The sequence below is a fragment of the Polyangium jinanense genome (genome assembly GCF_028435265.1).
Lineage (GTDB): Bacteria > Myxococcota_A > Polyangia > Polyangiales > Polyangiaceae > Polyangium > Polyangium jinanense.
Genome location: NZ_JAGTJK010000001.1, coordinates 126,059 through 143,679, shown reverse-complemented (window position 1 = coordinate 143,679; position 17,621 = coordinate 126,059). Strand labels below are relative to the sequence as shown.

General features: G+C 68.8%; 14 protein-coding genes. 8 read left to right on the top strand and 6 right to left on the bottom strand.

Annotated features, from left to right (window positions below):
* Positions 1-41: 41 nt before the first annotated feature.
* Complete coding sequence (locus KEG38_RS00620) at positions 42-1,064, bottom strand: hypothetical protein (protein ID WP_272416992.1); 1,023 nt, start codon at positions 1,062-1,064, stop codon at positions 42-44.
* Positions 1,065-1,151: 87 nt separating this feature from the next.
* Positions 1,152-1,571 (bottom strand): hypothetical protein, encoded by a 420-nt coding sequence (locus tag KEG38_RS00615; RefSeq protein ID WP_272416991.1) that lies wholly within the window; start codon positions 1,569-1,571, stop codon positions 1,152-1,154.
* An 825-nt stretch (positions 1,572-2,396) separates the two neighbouring features.
* On the opposite strand from KEG38_RS00615, the gene KEG38_RS00610 reads away from it, so the two are divergent.
* Positions 2,397-3,107, top strand: coding sequence for a hypothetical protein (locus KEG38_RS00610; RefSeq protein WP_272416990.1), 711 nt, complete (start codon positions 2,397-2,399; stop codon positions 3,105-3,107).
* Between the two features lie 450 nt (positions 3,108-3,557).
* Positions 3,558-6,446, top strand: coding sequence for a Kelch repeat-containing protein (locus KEG38_RS00605; RefSeq protein WP_272416989.1), 2,889 nt, complete (start codon positions 3,558-3,560; stop codon positions 6,444-6,446).
* 10 nt (positions 6,447-6,456) lie between these two features.
* Here the strand turns inward: KEG38_RS00605 and KEG38_RS00600 are convergent, their stop codons facing one another.
* Positions 6,457-7,299 (bottom strand): inositol monophosphatase family protein, encoded by an 843-nt coding sequence (locus KEG38_RS00600; RefSeq protein ID WP_272416988.1) that lies wholly within the window; start codon positions 7,297-7,299, stop codon positions 6,457-6,459.
* A complete protein-coding gene (locus KEG38_RS00595; protein ID WP_272416987.1) occupies positions 7,296-8,765 on the bottom strand; it encodes a UDP-N-acetylmuramate--L-alanine ligase in 1,470 nt (489 codons plus the stop codon). The genes KEG38_RS00600 and KEG38_RS00595 overlap by 4 nt, the downstream gene beginning before the upstream one ends.
* A 94-nt stretch (positions 8,766-8,859) precedes the next feature.
* Between KEG38_RS00595 and KEG38_RS00590 the strand changes: the two genes are divergently transcribed.
* Together KEG38_RS00590 and KEG38_RS00585 are read left to right on the top strand one after the other, a co-directional pair.
* On the top strand, positions 8,860-9,213 hold the full coding sequence (locus KEG38_RS00590) for a hypothetical protein (RefSeq protein ID WP_272416986.1): 354 nt from the start codon (positions 8,860-8,862) through the stop codon (positions 9,211-9,213).
* 206 nt (positions 9,214-9,419) lie between these two features.
* Entirely contained in the window at positions 9,420-10,037 is a 618-nt protein-coding gene (locus KEG38_RS00585) for a hypothetical protein (RefSeq protein WP_272416985.1), read from the top strand.
* Positions 10,038-10,039: 2 nt separating this feature from the next.
* Here KEG38_RS00585 and KEG38_RS00580 read toward each other — a convergent pair whose 3' ends face one another.
* Positions 10,040-11,245 carry a M20 family metallopeptidase gene (locus KEG38_RS00580; RefSeq protein ID WP_272416984.1) on the bottom strand — a complete coding sequence of 402 codons (1,206 nt, stop codon included), beginning with the start codon at positions 11,243-11,245 and terminating at the stop codon, positions 10,040-10,042.
* Positions 11,246-11,327: 82 nt separating this feature from the next.
* On the opposite strand from KEG38_RS00580, the gene KEG38_RS00575 reads away from it, so the two are divergent.
* On the top strand, positions 11,328-12,374 hold the full coding sequence (locus KEG38_RS00575; protein WP_272416983.1) for a class I SAM-dependent methyltransferase: 1,047 nt from the start codon (positions 11,328-11,330) through the stop codon (positions 12,372-12,374).
* Positions 12,371-13,471, top strand: a complete 1,101-nt coding sequence (locus KEG38_RS00570; protein ID WP_272416982.1) for an FAD:protein FMN transferase — start codon at positions 12,371-12,373, stop codon at positions 13,469-13,471. The genes KEG38_RS00575 and KEG38_RS00570 overlap by 4 nt, the downstream gene beginning before the upstream one ends.
* 3 nt (positions 13,472-13,474) lie before the next feature.
* Here KEG38_RS00570 and KEG38_RS00565 read toward each other — a convergent pair whose 3' ends face one another.
* Positions 13,475-14,266, bottom strand: coding sequence for an enoyl-CoA hydratase-related protein (locus tag KEG38_RS00565; protein ID WP_272416981.1), 792 nt, complete (start codon positions 14,264-14,266; stop codon positions 13,475-13,477).
* Positions 14,267-14,371: 105 nt separating this feature from the next.
* Here KEG38_RS00565 and KEG38_RS00560 point away from each other — a divergent pair, with 105 nt between their 5' ends.
* A complete protein-coding gene (locus tag KEG38_RS00560) occupies positions 14,372-15,874 on the top strand; it encodes an NHL repeat-containing protein (protein ID WP_272416980.1) in 1,503 nt (500 codons plus the stop codon).
* Positions 15,875-15,954: 80 nt separating this feature from the next.
* The gene (locus tag KEG38_RS00555; protein WP_272416979.1) at positions 15,955-17,598 is read left to right on the top strand and encodes a hypothetical protein; all 1,644 of its coding nucleotides are present in this window, start codon (positions 15,955-15,957) and stop codon (positions 17,596-17,598) included.
* Positions 17,599-17,621 lie beyond the last annotated feature (23 nt).

Sequence of the window (17,621 nt, the reverse complement as noted above, 5' to 3'; positions counted from 1 at the left end):
CAGCTGAGGAACGCGGCGGGGGAGCCGGCGAGCACTGTACCCTAGAAGGGTGAAGAGTCTCCCGGGGGGCGTCCCGGGGATTCGTCACCGTGTACCGACTTGCAGCAGAACACCGCGGGCTCGATCGCCTTGATCTCCCCGGTCACCGCGCCGCCCGAGGCGATGCACGTCCCGGGCTCGTTCTGGACCCAGGAAGCCGCGACCCCCTGTCCGTTGTAAGCCATGCCCGGATCCGCGCAGGAGCCCAGCTCGTCCACCGGCGCCGCGATCATCGGCGCATCCCCGCAATCCGCCTGCTCGTGCAGGCTCACGACCGACAAGCACACTGCATCCCCCGCCGGCGCGCATTCACACGGCGTGCATTCACGCCCCTCGTCGACATCCGCGTAAAACACGAATGACTCCGGAAAACCCGCGGGGCAAGCTGCCCCCTCCGGGGTCGCGCCTTCGAGCCGCACGCACGAGCGGAACCCGGACGGCAGTTCCTCCTCGCGAATGCCGCAGGGCTCGCCAGGCGGACACATCGCGTCGTCTGCATGGCGACACGCCCGCGCCGTCGTCTCCCACATCGACGACGAGCCGAAATGCGGCGGTGGGGGCAGCGGATCCTCCGCGACGGCGCATCCGGTGACCCCGGTCGGCTCGAAGGAATAGGATCCGACGTTCGAGATGGGGATCGAGGACGTTTGACAAGCGCCGTCCCATGCAGGCGGAGGATCCGCCGCGCCGAGGACCGGACCCGTGCACGCGTCGCCTCCCAGCGCGACGACGGGCCCGAAGGTGCAGACCGGCTCGGTGCACCGGCACTCCGGGCACGCGTACGGCGCCAGGATGCCCGCGCCGCCGTTGAAGTCCGCCTTGGGCATGCTCTTCGGGCACGCAGGCAACGCGCGCTCTTTGCCAAACCAGAGCGCCACCGGGACCGCCTTGACACCCAGGACCACGTCGGCGCACGCCGCCCCGCAGGCCATGGGCTTCTTTTCGTCGTTCTCGTGGCAAGGATCGGGGTTACCGTCCTTGTCCTTGTGGTCCAGGTCCGGGTTCTCGCACGTATAGATGACCACGGGCTCCCTTGGGCCATCACAACCGGACCCTGCGAGCGTCAAAACACAACAAAATAGCGCCTGATACGAGTGCTTCATCATCGATTCTCACTTCAACTGCGGCGTCGCCGCGTACCGCGTCCGAAAGTCAAAGGTCAGCTCCATGGACAGAGTCGCGAAGAGCGGAAACGACCGCCACTCCGCGTCGCTGCGCTTGTTCACGATGATCCGCGTCGGCCAACCATAGGCGTCCAAGGTGAGGATGGGTCGGAGCGAGAGACGGTCGGCCAGCGTGATCAGCAAATCGACACCCGCGTAAAACGACCCGCCCGTTCTCCACCCATGTTCCCACGTCGCGCCGGGCGTTCGAGGGAAGTACGCGCCTCCAGGCATCCGCCACCCACCGCAAAATCCGAATGGCTCGATGCGCCGGATACAGGCGCCGACGGAACCGTTGGCGTAGGCGCCCTCGACCTCCGCACCGTAGAGTGTCGCAGGCGTAACGGTCCGGAGGTAGGTAAAGGTCAAGGTGATACCGCCACCCCACCCATCGTCCCCGAAGCTGCGCAACATGAATGTCGCGGTCCCCCCGACACTGAGCACGTTGGGCAGGTACCCGCCGAGTTGAAGGGCTGGTCCGGCTCCAATGGACAATGCAGAATCGAGACGCGACCGGCGCTCTCCAGAAGAGACAGAACCCCCAGGTGCAGCCCGCGCCAAACCGGGAGCCATGAGGAGCGATGCGCTCACGAGCGCGCCAATCCGCAACATGATCGCCGGCTACACCAGGTTTGCCCGCGGGTCAAGGTGGGTTACCCGCTCGTCCGGTGAGAATACACTCGTCTCGAAATGGCAGAATACCGCCATCGAAGGCCTCGTATCGGTTCCTCTTCGTTTCACGAGGGCGACAGCTCGCAGCTAGCAGGAGGGCAGGTTGTGAGTTTTCGACAGAAGACACCCGACGACAAGCGCCTCTCCACCTTGCTTTCGCCCCGTCCCCCTCATCCCCTCCTTCCCCGCAACGCCGCCGCCGTCTCCGCCACGCCGCCCCCAAGCCCTCGGCAACGTTTCCGCAACATCCGCCACGCCGCAGCCAGGCTCGCAGCAACGTTTCCGCACCCTCCGCCACGCCGCAAACGTGTATCCCCCCACGTTTCCTCTCCCTCCGCCACGCCGTGGACACGCCCCAAGCAACACCTCCACCCCCTTCGCCACCCCACCGCGCCGCCTCAAGTCACGTTCCCGCGCCCTCCCCTTCCCCCGCCTCCCCTCCAAGCCACCCGTATCCGTCCTTGACAACCTCGCTCACATCACTTCTGATGCCCGCCTTACCAACCAACCAGGAGACAAGCCTTGTCGGTACTCCCCAACGCCAAGACGCCCACCACCCGCTGCGAGCTCAAGAGCCTCTACACGCGGACCATGCTCGCGAAATTCTCCGACGTCGCCGCCCTGGCCGGCCTCGCCGTCAAGCTCGAGGACGCCACGAACGCGCTCCTCGCCCGCGAGCAGGCCTACGGCCAGAAGATCAAAGAGCTCATCGTCATCCGGGTCGAGGTGAAATTCGCCGACAGGCTCGCCGACCAGATCGTTCGCCTCGCTCTCAAGCGCGCCGAAATCGAGGATGGTCGCCCGGGCGGTCGTATCGTGTCGACCCTGTTCCCCGGCGGCTCCACGCCGATCATCAAGCCCGTCGGCGGCACGCAGATCAAGGAAATGCGCGCCCTCGAAGGTCGATATACCGAAATCGCCGCCATCTACCCCGCCGGCTCGGCCGAGCTCGACAAGATCACCTCCCTCCGGCACCGCTACGAACAGGCGCTCGAAGCGCGCAGGCTCGGCATGGAGGCCGCGGCGCAAGCGCGGGCCGCGCGGAACCTCGCAAAGGAAGAGTTTCTCGACGTGTTCGCCGAGGTCGCCAATCGCATCAAGGCCGCCTTCCCGCGCGACAAGCAGACGCAAGATCTCTTCTTCCTCAAGGACAAGACCGACGACGGGCTCGATGTCGGCGACGACGAGGAATCCGAGGACGGGGCCGCAGGCCCGGCCGGTGGCGAGGGGTAAAGCAGAACCCCCGAGCCCGGCATCCCCCGACGTTCGAGACAAAAAAGAAGAGCCCGGCTCTCGCCGGGCTCGAAGAAGAGTTCCTTACCGCCGTAATCGTGGGTTGATGGCTTGAACCCCTAGCTTGCGGCTAGGTGGGTGCCCGATGTGCCGCTTTAGGCTTCCCGATGACTTCTCGGGCCTAGCTCACCACGACAGCGTAGTGGGCCCCTGGTTCAGGCTTACTCGGGATTCAATTGCCAATCACCTCACGGAGAACAGCAGAGGGAACGAGCCCACCCTACCACTTCCAGGACCAACACTCCAGTCCGAACACGGGCCGGAACGGAAGCTGCACGGTGGGAGGAATCACGCAAACGCGGGCAGAAGTGCCGGATCCCACGGACACACAAGCGGTCGGCTCCATGCTTTCCGTTCCGCTCGAAGCCAGGACTCCGGTATCTCGATCCCATGCGAACCACTTTGATCCGTCGCCTCGTTTCGCTCCTTTGTCTATTGCCGCTCGGAGGGTCGCTCGGTTGCAACCGCGCCGATCCGCCGATGGCACAACCCCTCGGGACGTCCGCCGCGGCGCTCACCGCCCCGCGCTTGGACGTCCTGCCGCCGATGAACGTGGCGCGCAATCGGCACACGGCCACGCTGCTCCCGAACGGGAAGGTCCTCGCGGCCGGCGGCGGGAGCGAGACCGCCGAGGTGTACGATCCCGCCACGAATGCATGGACGCTCGTCGCGTCCATGAGCACGACGCGCACGCACCATAGCGCGACGCTTTTGCCCAGCGGAAACGTCCTCGTGGCCGGCGGAAACACGAGCGCCGTCGAGCTCTACGATCCGGTCGCCGATACGTGGACCAGCGTCGCGCCCATGCTCGAGCCCCGCGCAGGGCATTCCGCGACGCTCTTGCCCAATGGAAACGTCCTCGTGGCTGGCGGAGAGTACGACTGGGTTACGCTCTCCACCGCCGAGCTCTACGATCCTGCCACGGACACGTGGACCAGCGCCGCCCCCATGGAGTTCATCCGCAGCTACCATCCCGCGACGTTGCTCCCGAATGGCAAGGTCCTCGTGGTGGCCGGCGCCGAAGATGGGGTCTCCACCAGCACGACGGAGCTCTACGATCCAGCCACGGATACGTGGACCTTCGCGGGCGTCATCGAGAACCGCGAGGGCCATACCGCGACGCTGCTCGACAACGGCAAGGTGCTCGTCACCGGCGGCTACACCGATTACGGCGGCGAGGGTTTTACCGCGGAGAACCGCGGCACGGCGCTCTACGATCCGGCGAGCAATGCCTGGACGGAGACGACGCCGATGAACGTGACCCACTACACGCACACGGCCACGCGCCTCGCCGATGGTCGGGTGCTGGTCACGGGCGGCGCGGTCACGGAGCTTTATGATCCGGCCACCGGAACCTGGTCGCTCGGCAGGTTCCTCAATACGAACCGCGGCGGGCACAGCGCCACGGAGCTCGCCGACGGGCGGGTGCTCGTCACCGGCGGCGGCACGGCGAGCGTCGAGTCGCTCCGCCTCGCGACGAATGGCGCCGCCTGCCTCTTCGACGGCGAATGCGCGAGCGGCTTCTGCGTCGACGGCGTCTGCTGCAATGCCGCGTGCGACGCGGGCGCGTGTGACGCCTGCTCCGTGAGCAAGGGCGCGTCCGCGGACGGGACGTGCACCCCGCTGAGCGGGGCAACCTGCGGCAGCGCCGACGGTTGCACGGCGAATGGAGTATGCCAGGCGGGCGCCTGCGTCGGGGATGCGCCGGTCGGCTGCCAATCCGGATGGACGCCGGCCGGGAGCATGTCCATGGCGCATCAGGAGGGCACGTGGGCCGAGCTCGCCGATGGTCGCGTGCTCATCGCCGGAGGAATCAACAACGACTGGGACAATAACCCCACGGTGCAGATTTACGATCCGGCGACGAATGCATGGAGCGACGCCGCGCAGCTCCTGCATTTGCGCCGGCATGCGAAATCGGTCCGGGTCTCGACCGGCGAGATCCTGGTGGTGGGCGGCGATGCCCCGTCCTCGGCGGAGCTTTACGATCCGGCGAGCAATACGTGGGCGATGACCGGCGCCATGGCGGCGCACCACGATAGCGGCCTCGTGCTGGCTCGGCTGCCCGACGAGCGAATCCTCCTGGTGGGCGGCGGGACGGCGGCCGCGGAGCTCTACGACCCGGCGACGAAAACGTGGAGCGTGACGGGCTCGCTCGGCGTGGCGCGCTCGGGGCATTCGGCGGTCGTCCTTTCGGGAGGAAAGGTGCTGGTGACCGGCGGCAATGGGAACCCGGCGACGGCGGAGATCTATGATCCGGCGACGGGGATGTTTTCCCCGGCGGGGACGCTCATGTTCGCGCATGCGAAACACCAGGCGACGGGGCTCGACGACGGCCGGGTGCTCGTGGTGAGCGGAGACGGCGCCGAGCGGTTCGATCCGGCGACGAATGCATGGACGTCGACGCAGGCATTGCTCATGCCGCCCGCCGATTTCACGACGACGCTGCTCGCCGATGGCCGGGTGCTGGTCGCAGGCGCGCGGAACGTGCCGCACGCGCAGGTGTACGATCCGGCGACGAACGATTGGACGGTGACGGGTCCGCTCGACGTCGCGCGTCGGCGTCACACGGCGATGCGGCTCGGAAATGGAATGGTGCTGCTCGTGGGCGGCAGAGAATGGACCGGCGGCAACGATTGCCCTCTCGACACCGCCGCCGTGTACAACCCGGAGACGAATGACTGGAGGCCGGCGCCGAGCATGAGCACATCGCGCACCTATGCCGGCGCCGTGAGGCTCGAAGGCAATCGTGTGCTGGTCTTCGGAGGAATGCAGGAGGGCTGCTCCTCCGGAGACGGCGACCCGGCCGCCCACGCGAGCGCGGAGATTTTCGAGGGCGGCGTGACGCCGGATGGCGGCGGTGGCGCGGGTGGTATGGGCGGCGCGGGTGGTATGGGCGGCGCGGGCGGCGAGGGCGGTATCGGTGGCTCCGGTGGCTCCGGCGGTATCGGCGGCTCAGGCGGTGATGCCGGAATGGGTGGCTCGGGCGGTATGGGCGGCTCGGGCGGTGATGCCGGAATGGGTGGCTCGGGCGGTATGGGCGGCGCGGGCGGCTCCGGCGGTATTGGCGGCTCGGGCGGCGCTGGCGGCTCGGGCGGTATTGGCGGCTCGGGCGGCGCTGGCGGTATCGGCGGCGCTGGCGGCTCCGCGGGAACGGGCGGCTCGGAGCCCGGGGACAGCGGTTGCACCACCACGGGCGGCCCCTCGAAACACCCCGGGCGTGCACTCGCGGCCCTCGCGGCCCTCGGCGCCCTCGTCGCGCGACGCCGCAAGCGCTGAGACGCAGCCTCTACGCGTTGATCGCCTCGACCAACGCGTCGTGCAGGTGCCCATTCGAAACGGCGATGTGCCCCTCGTGATAGTTCGGCACCCCGCCCTCCAGCGACGTGATCCTTCCCCGCGCCGCCAGCACCATCGCGCAGCCCGCCGCGACGTCCCAGATGTTGAGCTTCCGCTCCCAGTAACCGTCGTACGTCCCGTCCGCGACCATGCACAGGTCGATCGCCGCGCTGCCGCAACGGCGCACGCCCTGCACCACGTGCTTCACGCTCATGAACGAGTGAAAGTTGTTCGCAGGCGCGACGTTGCGGATCGGCGGAAAGCCCGTCGCGACGAGCGCGTCCTCGAGCCGCATCGTCGGGCTCACGCCACATCGCTGACCGTTGCGCCGCGCCTCGCCATGCCGGCCCGGCCGGCCCGAGACGCTCACGGGCTCGCCCACCCACCCACTCCAGCGAAGGCCGAGCGCAGGCGCCACGACCGCGCCCGCGATCGGCTCGTCGCCGTCGAAGAGGCCGACGGAGATGCTCCAGAACGGGTGTCCGTGCACGAAGTTCGTCGTGCCGTCGAGCGGGTCGACGTACCAGACGAGGCCGCTGCGCAGGGCCATCGGCGCGAAGCCGTCGCCGCGCTCCTCGCCCACGACGGGGATGCCGGGGGCGAGCGAGCCGAGGCGCATCGCGATCATGTCCTCGCTCGCGCGGTCGTACTCGGTGACGAGGTCGGAAGGACCCTTCGACTCGACGGGCGGGCGCGAACGGAAGCCGGCGCTCACGAGCGCGCCCGCCTCCTCGGCCACGAGCTGCGCGATGGCGGCAAACTGCGCGCGCTCGCCCGTCGTCGTGCTCTTCATGGCGCGAGCGCTCCCCGTAGCTTGTCGTAAATGCCGCCGAACGCGCCGTTCGAGAGCAGCGCGATGGTGTCGCCCGCCCGCGCATCCCGCGCGAGGAGCGTGACGATCTCGTCGACGGACGCAGGCGTGAGAGCGCGCTTGCCCCGCGCTTCGAGCGCCGTCGCGAGCGCGCGAAGATCGAGCCGCTCGGCCTCGGGGATCTCGGGACGGCCGAGCGGAGCGAGGACGATGACGTCAGCCGCGTCGAACGAGCTCGCATACTGCTCCTGGTGGAGAGCACGGCAGGCTGTCGCGCTGCGCGGCTCGAACACGGCGTAAAGCGCGCCCCTCGTGTGGCGGGCGCGGAGCGCGCGCAGGGTCTCGTCGACGGCGGTCGGGTGGTGCGCGAAGTCGTCGTAGACGCGGACGCCGCGCACTTCGTAGAGGAGATCCTGCCGGCGGCGAACGCCCTGGAAGGTCGCGAGCGCCGAGAGGACCGTGGAGAGCGGTACGCCGAAGCCCTGGGCAACGGCGGCGGCGGCGGCGAGCGCGTTGCGGATGTTGTGGCGGCCGGGGATCGTGAGCGCGGCGCGGCCCGCGTAAACACCACCGGCGTAGAGGTCGAACGACTGGCCGTTCTCGTCGACCTCGGCAGGCGCGGCGAGCCAGTGCGGCGGCTGTCCATGGGTGTCGTCGCCTTCGAGGGCGAACCACGCGACCTCGGCGCGGGCCGAGGCGCGGACGACGTCGACGACGCGCGGATCGGCCGCGGCCGCGACGATGAGGCCGCTCTCGGGGACACGCTCGACGAAGCCGCGGAAGGCCGCGAGGTAGGAAGCTTCGTCCGGGTAGATGTCGATGTGGTCGTGCTCGATCGACGTGAGGATCGCGACCTCGGGCCGGTAGTGCCAGAACTTGGGGGTCTTCTCGAAGAAGGCCGTGTCGTACTCGTCGCCCTCGACGACGAACGGCGTCTTCCTGCGCGACATGCCTTCGCCCGTGACGAGTGGCAAACGGCCGCCGCGGGCCACGTCGCCGGGGACGCGGAAGCTCGCGTCGAAGTTCTTGGGCAAGCCGCCGATGAGGAAGCCCGGGTCGCGTCCGGCTTCGTGAAGGAGCCACGCGCAGAGGGCGCTCGTCGTGGTCTTGCCGTGAGTGCCGCCGACGACGAGCGGGGAGCGATGCGCGAGCAGGAGCTCGGCGAGCGCATGGGGCATGCTCTTCGTCGGAACGCCACTGTCGAGGGCGGCGCGCGCCTCGGGGTTCGTTGGACGGCAAACGTTTCCGATGACGACGAGATCGGGGCGGGGTTCGAGGTGCTTCGGGTCGAAGCCCTCCATGAGCCGGATGCCCCAGCGTTCGAGGGCGGGGCCCATGGGAGGATAGAAGGCGACGTCGGAGCCGGAGACGTCGTGCCCGCTGGCCTTGAACAGCCCGGCGAGCGCGCCCATCCCCGTCCCTGCGACGCCCACGAGGTGCACGTGCATGGCGGCGAGTTTGCTATAGGAGGGCGCCACGCTCAAAGCGCCGCGACGAACACCACGTTTGATTCCCGGTCAGGCTTCCGATAAAGCCGGATCCATGAAGAAGGTTTCGAGCGCGCTCGTCGGCTTGTTCTTCGCGGGATCCCTGCTCATCGCGGCGTGTAGCCAGCCCAAGCAGGCAGAGGTGCCGGACGTCGACAAGGACACGGGCGGCCAGGACATGGCCGGCGAGGAGACGGCGGCGAAACCCGAAGAGGGCGAGGGCGCGAAGCCCGCGGGCGAAGCCGACCTGAAGCAGAAGTGCTGCGCCTCCTGCAAAGAAGCGTTGGCGACGGATCGCTCGGGCACGGCGCCGGACCAGATCCCGTGCGCGGACTTCACCGCGGCGCTGAGCCCGTGGTGCCTCGAATATTTCCGCGCGAATCCGACGAAGGCCTCGGAGTGCCAGTGAGTCGCTAGGACATCGATCGGTTTGCAACCGCTCGATGTCCTAGCTCTTTTGTCCCGAGGGGGACGCCTCGCGTCCCCCTCTCGTCCGGGCAAAGCCCGGACGATTCACCCCCCGAGGGAAGATCGCTTCGCGATCTTCCAAGCATCGAACCGGTCGATGCTCTAGCCGGATCCAAGGTTCGCGCCGGGCTCGTGTAGACTGCGGGCATGGCGCGACCTTCTCGTCCTCCCGGCTTCGACATGACGTATCGCCCGGACAGCACCGTGTCGTTCGGGCCGCCGCTGAAGGAACGCCTTCCCTGGCTCGCCTACCTCGCGTTCGCGCTGATCATCTCGGGCGCGATCGTCTACGGGCAGCACGCCCCGACGAATAGCTGGCTCTTCAAGTACGTCGTCGAGGACGATCGCCATCGCATCATGCCCGCGAGCGTGTGCGCGATCATCCTGTTCTGCAGCGCCATCGCCGGGGTTTTGCGTGACCAAATGCGCGGCGTGGTGGTGAACCCGGAGGGCATCGTGCTGCGCGAGCTGCTCTCGTTCGGGGTGCCGCGGGTGCGGCGCTGGAGCTGGTCGCAGATCGACAAGGTGCGCATCCCGAAGACCGACCAGAAGGGGCAGGAGCTACCGGTTCTGCGCGGCAGCATCGGGCTCGATCTCTGGGACGGGACGAGCGCGCTTCTGCCGCCCGTGAGCAACATGCTGGAGCTCGCGATGATGCTCGAGCGCGTGGCCCTCGCCCGCGCCATCCCGCTCGAAGGCACGACGGGCATGCTCGACGATCTGCAAGCCGCCGGGGTCGACAGCAAACGCGCGCCCGCGGCCTGACGTTACTGCCCGTTCTTCCCCTCGAACTTCCCCTCGAAATAAGACGTCATCGCCGCCCGCAAGGGTGCGTCCGCGAGGATGTCGAGCGCCGTGAGCGCCATCGCCTGCGCCGCCGCCATCATCGCATCCGCGCCTCGATCGCTGTCCGCGTATCGCGCGAACGGGTGCTCGTGGCACATCGTCTCGCCCTCGTCGCAGATCGCGAGCAGCGGGTGAATCGATGGGATCACGTGCGAGACGTCGCCCATGTCCGTCGAGCCCATGCTGCGTACGGGGTCGACCAAGCGCGCAGGCCTGCCGAGCGCGGCGAGGTGCTCGCCGAAGCGGCGCGCGAGCGGGATGTTCGGGCGCAGGTCCTTGTAGCCGCCCCGCACCTCGATCTCGACCTCCACACCACACGCGATCGCCGCGCCGCGCGCACATCGCTCGACGAGCGCGCGCACCATCGAGAGCTCGGCGAACGACGACGCGCGCACCGCGAAGTCCACCACGGCGCGCTCCGGGATGATGTTGACCGCCTGGCCGCCCTCGACGACGACGCCGTGCACGCGCGTGCCGTCCCGCAGTTGCACGCGTTGCGCGTCGACGAGGTGCATCGTTCCGAGCGCCGCCGCGAGCGCGCTCTTGCCTTCCCACGGAGCCATCGCCGCGTGCGAAGGCACCCCCTTGAAGCGAAGCGAGAGCCAGTAGCTCGCGAGGGACGTCGGCGCGAGCAGGTCGCAATCGTACGGGTGAAACATGAGCGCGGCCGTGACGCCCTCGAACACGCCGGCCTGGAGCAGGCGGATCTTGCCGCCGCCGCCCTCTTCCGCAGGCGTACCGATGATCTCGATCGTGCCCGCGAAGGACGGCCGCGCCCGCGCAATCGCGAGGAACGCGCCGAGCGCGCCACCGGCGATCAGGTTGTGGCCACACGCATGGCCCATCTCGGGGAGCGCGTCGTACTCGGCGAGGATCGCGACACGCGGGCCCGCGCCGTCGCCGAGGCGCGCGCGGAAGGCCGTGGCGAGGCCTCCCGTGCCACGTTCGACGGCGACACCCTCGGCCTCGATGGCGTCGCAGATCCAGCCCGCGGCGCGCGTCTCTTCGAACCGTAGCTCTGGGTGCGCGAAGATCCGCGACGCGACGTCGCGGACGATCGGCGCGACGGCACGAGCGGCCGCGAGGATGGCTTCCCTGTGAGGTCGATCGACGGACGTCGTCTGCATGGGTCGATCGTGCAGCATACAGCCCTCTCGCGCGGGGCGCCCGTGACGCGACGTCGCGCCGGGATACGTTAAGCTCGCCTCCATGCCCCGCGCCTCGATGCTGTCCGAGGTCCTCCGCCGCCACGTCGATCCAGCCCTCGAAGCGGTGATGCGCAAGCTGAGTCGCCACGACGTGCGTGGGCCGCTTCGCGGCGCGCTCGCGCTGCACCGCAACAAAGCCATGCGCCGCACGATCGAGCGATTCGCGCCCGCGATCGCCCCGCTCGAAAGCGCCGTGCTCCAAGGCGACGGCGCGGCGATCGAGCGCTTCGATACGCTCGTCGCCGAGGCCGTGACGACGATGCGCGCAGAGCGGCCGATGGATCTCGACGGAGACGGAGGCTCGCGGCTCACGGAGCTGCTCCATGCGGTGGACGCGCGTCTCTATCGCGATCGACCGGAGCTCATGGATGATCCGAGCTTCCCGGAGGACGAGCGGACCCACGCGCTCGACGTGCTCGATCGGTTCAACCACTGCACCGGGATCTACGCGACGGTGATGGCCGCGATCGATCCGCTCGTGGAGGCGGCGAGCGCGGAGGGAAAGCGGCCGATCGTGCACGACGTGGCGGCGGGGCACGGCGGGCTCTCGCTGTACCTCGCCGAGCGGTTCGGGGATCGGGTCGCGATCGAGGCGAGTGATCTGCGGGAGGAGTACCTCGCGCTCGGGCGCGCGCAGGCGGCCGCGCGGGGGCTCTCGGTGCGGTTTTCGGTCGAGGATGCGCTCGCGCTCGGTGGGCTCGAGGAGCGGGGTGTGGATGTGATCACTTGCACCCAGGCGATCCACCATTTCCCGCCGGGAATGATCGCGCGGATGATGAGCGAGGCGGCGCGGCGCGCGCGTGTGGGCGCGTGTTTCATCGACGGGGAGCGGAGCTTCACCACGCTCGGGCTCGTGGCGCTCGTCGGAGCCCTGTACGGTCGGACGTACACGTTCTACTACGACGCCGTGACCTCGATCCGACGCATGTTCTACGAGGAGGAGCTCGCGCTCGTCGCGGCGCTCGCGCCGGGGATGCCCAAGGTGCGCGTGGAGACGGGCATCGCCCCGCCGTCGCACGTCTACGTGCGGATCACGCGGGAGCCATGATGCGAACGAGCCACGTTTTCCTCCTCGGCGCGCTCGCCCTCGCGGCGTGCAACACGTCCTCGCCGCCCGAGCCCACGCCCGAGGCGCGATCCTCGTCGGCTCCGCCGCGCCCGCCGCCGTTCGATCCAAAGAAGGTGACGCTCGACGACAAGGCGATGGGCACACACGTCGTGATCACGACGTACACCACGCGCGAGCTCGACGAGGCGGCGATCCGGTCGAAGCTCGACAAGGCGCTCGCCGAGATCCGCAGGCTCGAGCGGCTCATGACGACGTGGCGCGACGACAGCGAGCTCTCGCGCATCAACCAGGCCGCGGGCAAGCAGGCCGTCGCCGTCGGGCCCGAGACGTTCGACGTGATCAAGAAGAGCATCTCCGTCGCCGAGCGATCGGAGGGCGTCTTCGACATCTCGTTCGAGGCGATGCGTGATCTCTGGCGCTTCGACGAGAACAAGGTCGAGGAGGTGCCCTCGAAGGCCGACATCGACAAGGCCCGCGCGCTCATCGATTACCGCAAGATCAAGCTCGACCACGACGCACACCGCGTGATGCTGAGCAAGCCCGGCATGCGCGTGAGCCTCGGCGGCATCGCCAAAGGCTACGCCGTCGACGCCGCGGCGAAGGTGCTCGCCGCCGAAGGACTCGCGTCGTTCTACGTGCAGGCCGGCGGCGATCTGTACGTGCGCGGCAAGAAGCCCGACGGCTCGCCGTACCGCGTCGGCGTGCGCGATCCACGCGGGCAGGGACCGAACGACTACTTCGCGATGATCGACGTCACCGACCACGCCTTCTCGACGGCCGGCGACTACGAGCGCGCCTTCGTGAAGGACGGCAAGCGCTGGCACCACATCATCGATCCACGCACGGGCTACCCCGCGATGAAGAGCCGAAGCGTGACCGTGTGGGCCAAGGACGCCTTCACCGCCGACGGGATCGACGACGCGATCTTCATCCTCGGCCCGGACAAGGGTCTGTCGATCTGCGAGGAGCTCGACGACTGCGGCGCGGTCGTCGTGGACGAGCACAACAAGGTGTGGGTCTCGAAGCGGCTGGAGAGCAAGATCCAGATGCTTCGAGATCCAACGGATGGGGTGTAGCCGCTACACGCCGCGGAAGGCGGGCTTGCGCTTCTCGGCGAACGCACGCAGTGCTTCGAGCCGATCCTCGCTGCGCAACGTCTCGTCGTAGTAGACACGTTCGAGCTCGAGGCCGAGCTCGAGCGGTACCTCGTAGGACGTGTCGATCGCCCGGAGCGCGGCGCTCTGCGCGATCGGAGCGCCGTTCGCGATGGGCTCGATCCAGGCGATCGTGTCGTCGAGGACGTTCGTGCCCTCGGGCGAGACGCGGTTCACGAGCCCCCACGCGAGCGCCTCGGCCGCCCCGAGCTTCCGGCCGAGCAAGATCATCTCCTTGGCGCGCGCGTCCCCCACGACACGCGGCAGCCTCTGCGTGCCGCCCGCGCCGGGGATGATGCCGAGCGTGGTCTCGGGGAGCGCGAGCTCGGCGTGCGGCGCCGCGACGCGCAGGTCGCAGATCAGCGCGAGCTCGAGCCCGCCGCCGAAGGCGACGCCGTTGATCGCCGCGATCACCGGCTTCTCGCTTCGATCGAGCACCCCGAGCTCGCTGCGGTAGAGGCCGACCTGCTTGCGCACGTCGTCGGGGCTCATGCCCTGACGCTCCTTCAGATCGGCACCCGCGCAGAAGGCCTTGTCGCCCGCGCCGGTGAGCACGATGGCGCGGACCGACGGATCGCTCACGAGCTCCCTGCCGAGGCGGCCGAGGGCGTAGAGGGTGTCGCGCGAGAGCGCGTTGCGACGATCGGCGCGGTCGATCACGAGGACGCCGACGGCGCCGCGACGCTCGACTTTCACGGGGGAGGATTGATCGGACATGCGCCCGTGCGTAGCGAAGGCGGAGGCGCGCGCAAAGAGGCTCGTCGTTGTGCGATGCTCATGCCTTGCGACATGAAACGGCAAACGGGTACGAGGCGGCTTGAAATGCGAAACGGCGCGTGGATCGGGCTGCTCGGCCTGGTGATGGCGTGTGCGGCAGCGTGCTCGCCCGACGTAGGGCCCGGCGTGACGAGCGGGACGGGCGGATCGGGCGGCGCTGGCGGATCGGGCGGATCCGGTGGCGTGGGCGGCGCGGGGGGTACGGGCGGCGAAGGCGGCGGACCGATCCCTGTGCCTGCGTTCAAGCACGTGTGGAGCAAGAGCTTCGGCGAGACGGACATGCAGTCGATCGAGAGCGTCGCGATCGATCCGGCGACGGGCGACGTCGTGGCCGTCGGATCGTTCCGCGGCGTCGTCGACTTCGGCGGCGGACCGCTCGTGAGCGCAGGGGAAAAGGATATCTTCGTCGCGCGCTTCGGCCCGCTCGGCGAACCCCAATGGAGCAAGCGCTTCGGCGACGCCGCGATCCAGGAGGCCACCGCGGTCGCCATCGATCCCGCCGGATCGATCTACGTCGGCGGCGCGATCCGAGGCACCACGGACTTCGGCGACGGACAGGTCCTGACGAGCGCGGGTAGCGACGACGCGTTCGTCGCGAAGCTCGACGCGCAGGGCAACCTCGCCTGGGCCAAACGCTTCGGTGACGCGAACGCCCAGCGCATCAAGCGGATCGTGATCACGCCGTCCGGGCGCATCGTCCTTGGCGGCACCTCCTCCGGCACGATCAATTTCGGTGGATCGGACCTCGTCTCCGCGGGGTCGAGCGACATCTACGTGGCCGAGCTCGACGCCGAGGGCACGCACCTCTTCTCGCGGCGCTTCGGCGGCACGGGCTTCGACGAGCTCGGCGGGCTCGCCGTCGACCCCACGGGATCGCTGTTCATCACGGGCACGTTCGACACCACGATGGACTTCGGCCCCGTCGCCGGCGACATGCTCACGAGCATCGGCGGCCACGATGTCTTCCTCGCCAAGCTCTCCGCGAACGGCACCGGCCTCTGGGCGCGTCGCGCGGGCGACACCGGGTCACAACGCGGGCTCGCGATCGCGGCGTTGCCGAACGGCGATGTGATCGTCGCGGGTGAAGCCGCGGGCACGTTGTACCTCGACGGCCCCGTGCTCTACGCGAAGGGCGACCGCGGCCTCTTCCTCGCGCGCTACTCGTCGACCGGCAAGATCGTCTGGGGCCAGATGTTCGGCGGCAAGGGCTCCGGCACCTTCGGCGTCTCGCTCCGCGTGGATCCGACCTCGGAGAGCATCTTCGCCGCGGGTCTCTTCGACGACAGCATCGACTTCGGCGGCGGGCCTCTCTCCGCGGTGGAGAACGTCGACGTGTTCCTCGCGCGCTTCACGCTGGACGGCGCGCACCTCGGCTCGCGCAGTTTCGGCGGTCCGGGCCCCGACGGCGCGCTCACCCTCGACCTCGGCCCGCAGGGAGATGTCGTGATCGGCGGCGCGTACGCGGGCTCGATCGACTTCGGCGGCGGCGCGTTCACGACCACGAGCACGGTCGATGCGAGCGGGTTTCTGGCACGCCTCTCCCCCTGAAAACGGGCCCCACGCAGCTGATCCGAGGCGCGTCGATCCATGGCATGCTCGGATCGATGATAGGCAGGATCCATAGGGGTTTGGCTTGGTCTTTGCGGCACCTCGGCGCCTTGATCGGCGCGGCCTCGATCATCGCCGTCGGAGCGGCCGCGTGTACACCGGAAGCGCGCGACTTCGGCGACACGACGAGCTCGAGCGGAACGGGCGGCGGCATGGGCTGCGCGGAGAACGAAGAGCGGGCCTGCTACACCGGACCTCCCGGCACCGAGGACATCGGCGCCTGCAAGAAGGGCGTCCAGATTTGCCTGCCGAACGGCACGGGCTTCGGCGAGTGCTCCGGTGAGATCCTGCCGCAAGCCGAGAACTGCCTCACGCCCGAGGACGAGGCGTGCAACGGCGAGGATCCGGCCGAATGCCCGCCGCTCGATCTCGCGTGGAGCAAGGGTTTTTCCACGGCCGAAGAGATCTTCATCCGCGCCATCGCGGTCGACCCGAAGACGCACGACATCGTCATCACGGGCGAGCTTCGTGGCACGCTCGATCTCGGCGGCGGACCGCTCGCGACCACGGGCGGCGCCGACATCCTGCTCGCGAAGTTCAGCGCCGATGGCACGCACCAGTGGAGCAAGCGCTTCGGCGACGCCTCGTCGCAGACGAGCGCCGGCGTGGCGATCGACGCCACGGGCATGATCTACCTCGCGGGCTCGGTCTCCGGCGCGATCGATCTCGGCAATGGGACGCTCACGAGCGAGGGCAGCAGCGACGCGCTCGTCGCGAAGTTCAAGCCGAGCGGCGAGGTCGAGTGGGCCAAGCTCTTCGGCGACACGAGCTCGCAAAGCGCGACGGCTCTCGCGCTCACGCCGGCCGGGCAGGTCGTCGTCGGCGGTGAGTTCCAGGGCACGATCAACCTCGGCGGCTCCGCGCTCACGGCCCCGGTGGACACGGACCTGTTCGTCGCGCGGCTCGATGGCTCGGGCTTTCACTCGATGTCGCGCCGTTACGGAGGCGCGGGCTTCGAGGAGATCGTGAACCTCGCGGTCGACACGATGGGCAACATCATCCTCGCCGGCCACTTCAGCGGATCGGTCGATTTCGGCGTCGCGGGCATGTTCACGAGCGCCGGCAACGACGACGTGTTCACGCTCAAGCTCCAGCCGAACGGCAACCCCATCTGGGGGAAGCACTGGGGCGACGCCGCCGATCAAGAGGCCCTCGGCATCGCGGTCACGCCGAACGACGAGCTCGTCCTCTCGGGGCGCATGGGGGGCGTCATCAGCTTCGACGACGGCTCGAAGCTCGAAGCCGCGCCCATGGCGACGAACGCGTACCTCGTGAAGCTCGCGTCGGACGGCGCGCTCGCGTGGAGCAAGATCGTGGGCGGACCGAACTCCATCTCCGACTGGGGCATGTGGCTCGGCGTGGCGAACGGCCGCATCGTGACCGCGGGTTGGTTCAGCGATACGGTCGACTTCGGCGGCGGACCGCTGACCTCGAACACGCAGGTGAGCCCCTTCGTCGCGCAGCTCGAGTTCGACGGAACCCACCGGCGCTCGCGCACCTACACGACCGACATGGCGGCCGGCGTGCTCGCGCTCGGGGTCATGCCGACCGGCGATCCGATCCTCGCGGGCCTGAGCTACGGGTCGATCGATTTCGGCGGAGGCCCGCTCTCGCCGGACAACGCCCAGCAAGGGCTCCTGTTCCTCGCGCGTCTCTTGCCCTGAAGGAAATCCTTTCATGTTCGAAG

Coding starts and splice junctions, on each gene's coding strand:
- KEG38_RS00560 (WP_272416980.1), top strand. CDS start 14,372: ATGCGAAACGGCGCGTGGATCGGGCTGCTCGGCCTGGTGATGGCGTGT.
- KEG38_RS00565 (WP_272416981.1), bottom strand. CDS start 14,266: ATGTCCGATCAATCCTCCCCCGTGAAAGTCGAGCGTCGCGGCGCCGTC.
- KEG38_RS00585 (WP_272416985.1), top strand. CDS start 9,420: ATGGCGCGACCTTCTCGTCCTCCCGGCTTCGACATGACGTATCGCCCG.
- KEG38_RS00575 (WP_272416983.1), top strand. CDS start 11,328: ATGCCCCGCGCCTCGATGCTGTCCGAGGTCCTCCGCCGCCACGTCGAT.
- KEG38_RS00590 (WP_272416986.1), top strand. CDS start 8,860: ATGAAGAAGGTTTCGAGCGCGCTCGTCGGCTTGTTCTTCGCGGGATCC.
- KEG38_RS00595 (WP_272416987.1), bottom strand. CDS start 8,765: ATGCACGTGCACCTCGTGGGCGTCGCAGGGACGGGGATGGGCGCGCTC.
- KEG38_RS00600 (WP_272416988.1), bottom strand. CDS start 7,299: ATGAAGAGCACGACGACGGGCGAGCGCGCGCAGTTTGCCGCCATCGCG.
- KEG38_RS00605 (WP_272416989.1), top strand. CDS start 3,558: ATGCGAACCACTTTGATCCGTCGCCTCGTTTCGCTCCTTTGTCTATTG.
- KEG38_RS00570 (WP_272416982.1), top strand. CDS start 12,371: ATGATGCGAACGAGCCACGTTTTCCTCCTCGGCGCGCTCGCCCTCGCG.
- KEG38_RS00580 (WP_272416984.1), bottom strand. CDS start 11,245: ATGCAGACGACGTCCGTCGATCGACCTCACAGGGAAGCCATCCTCGCG.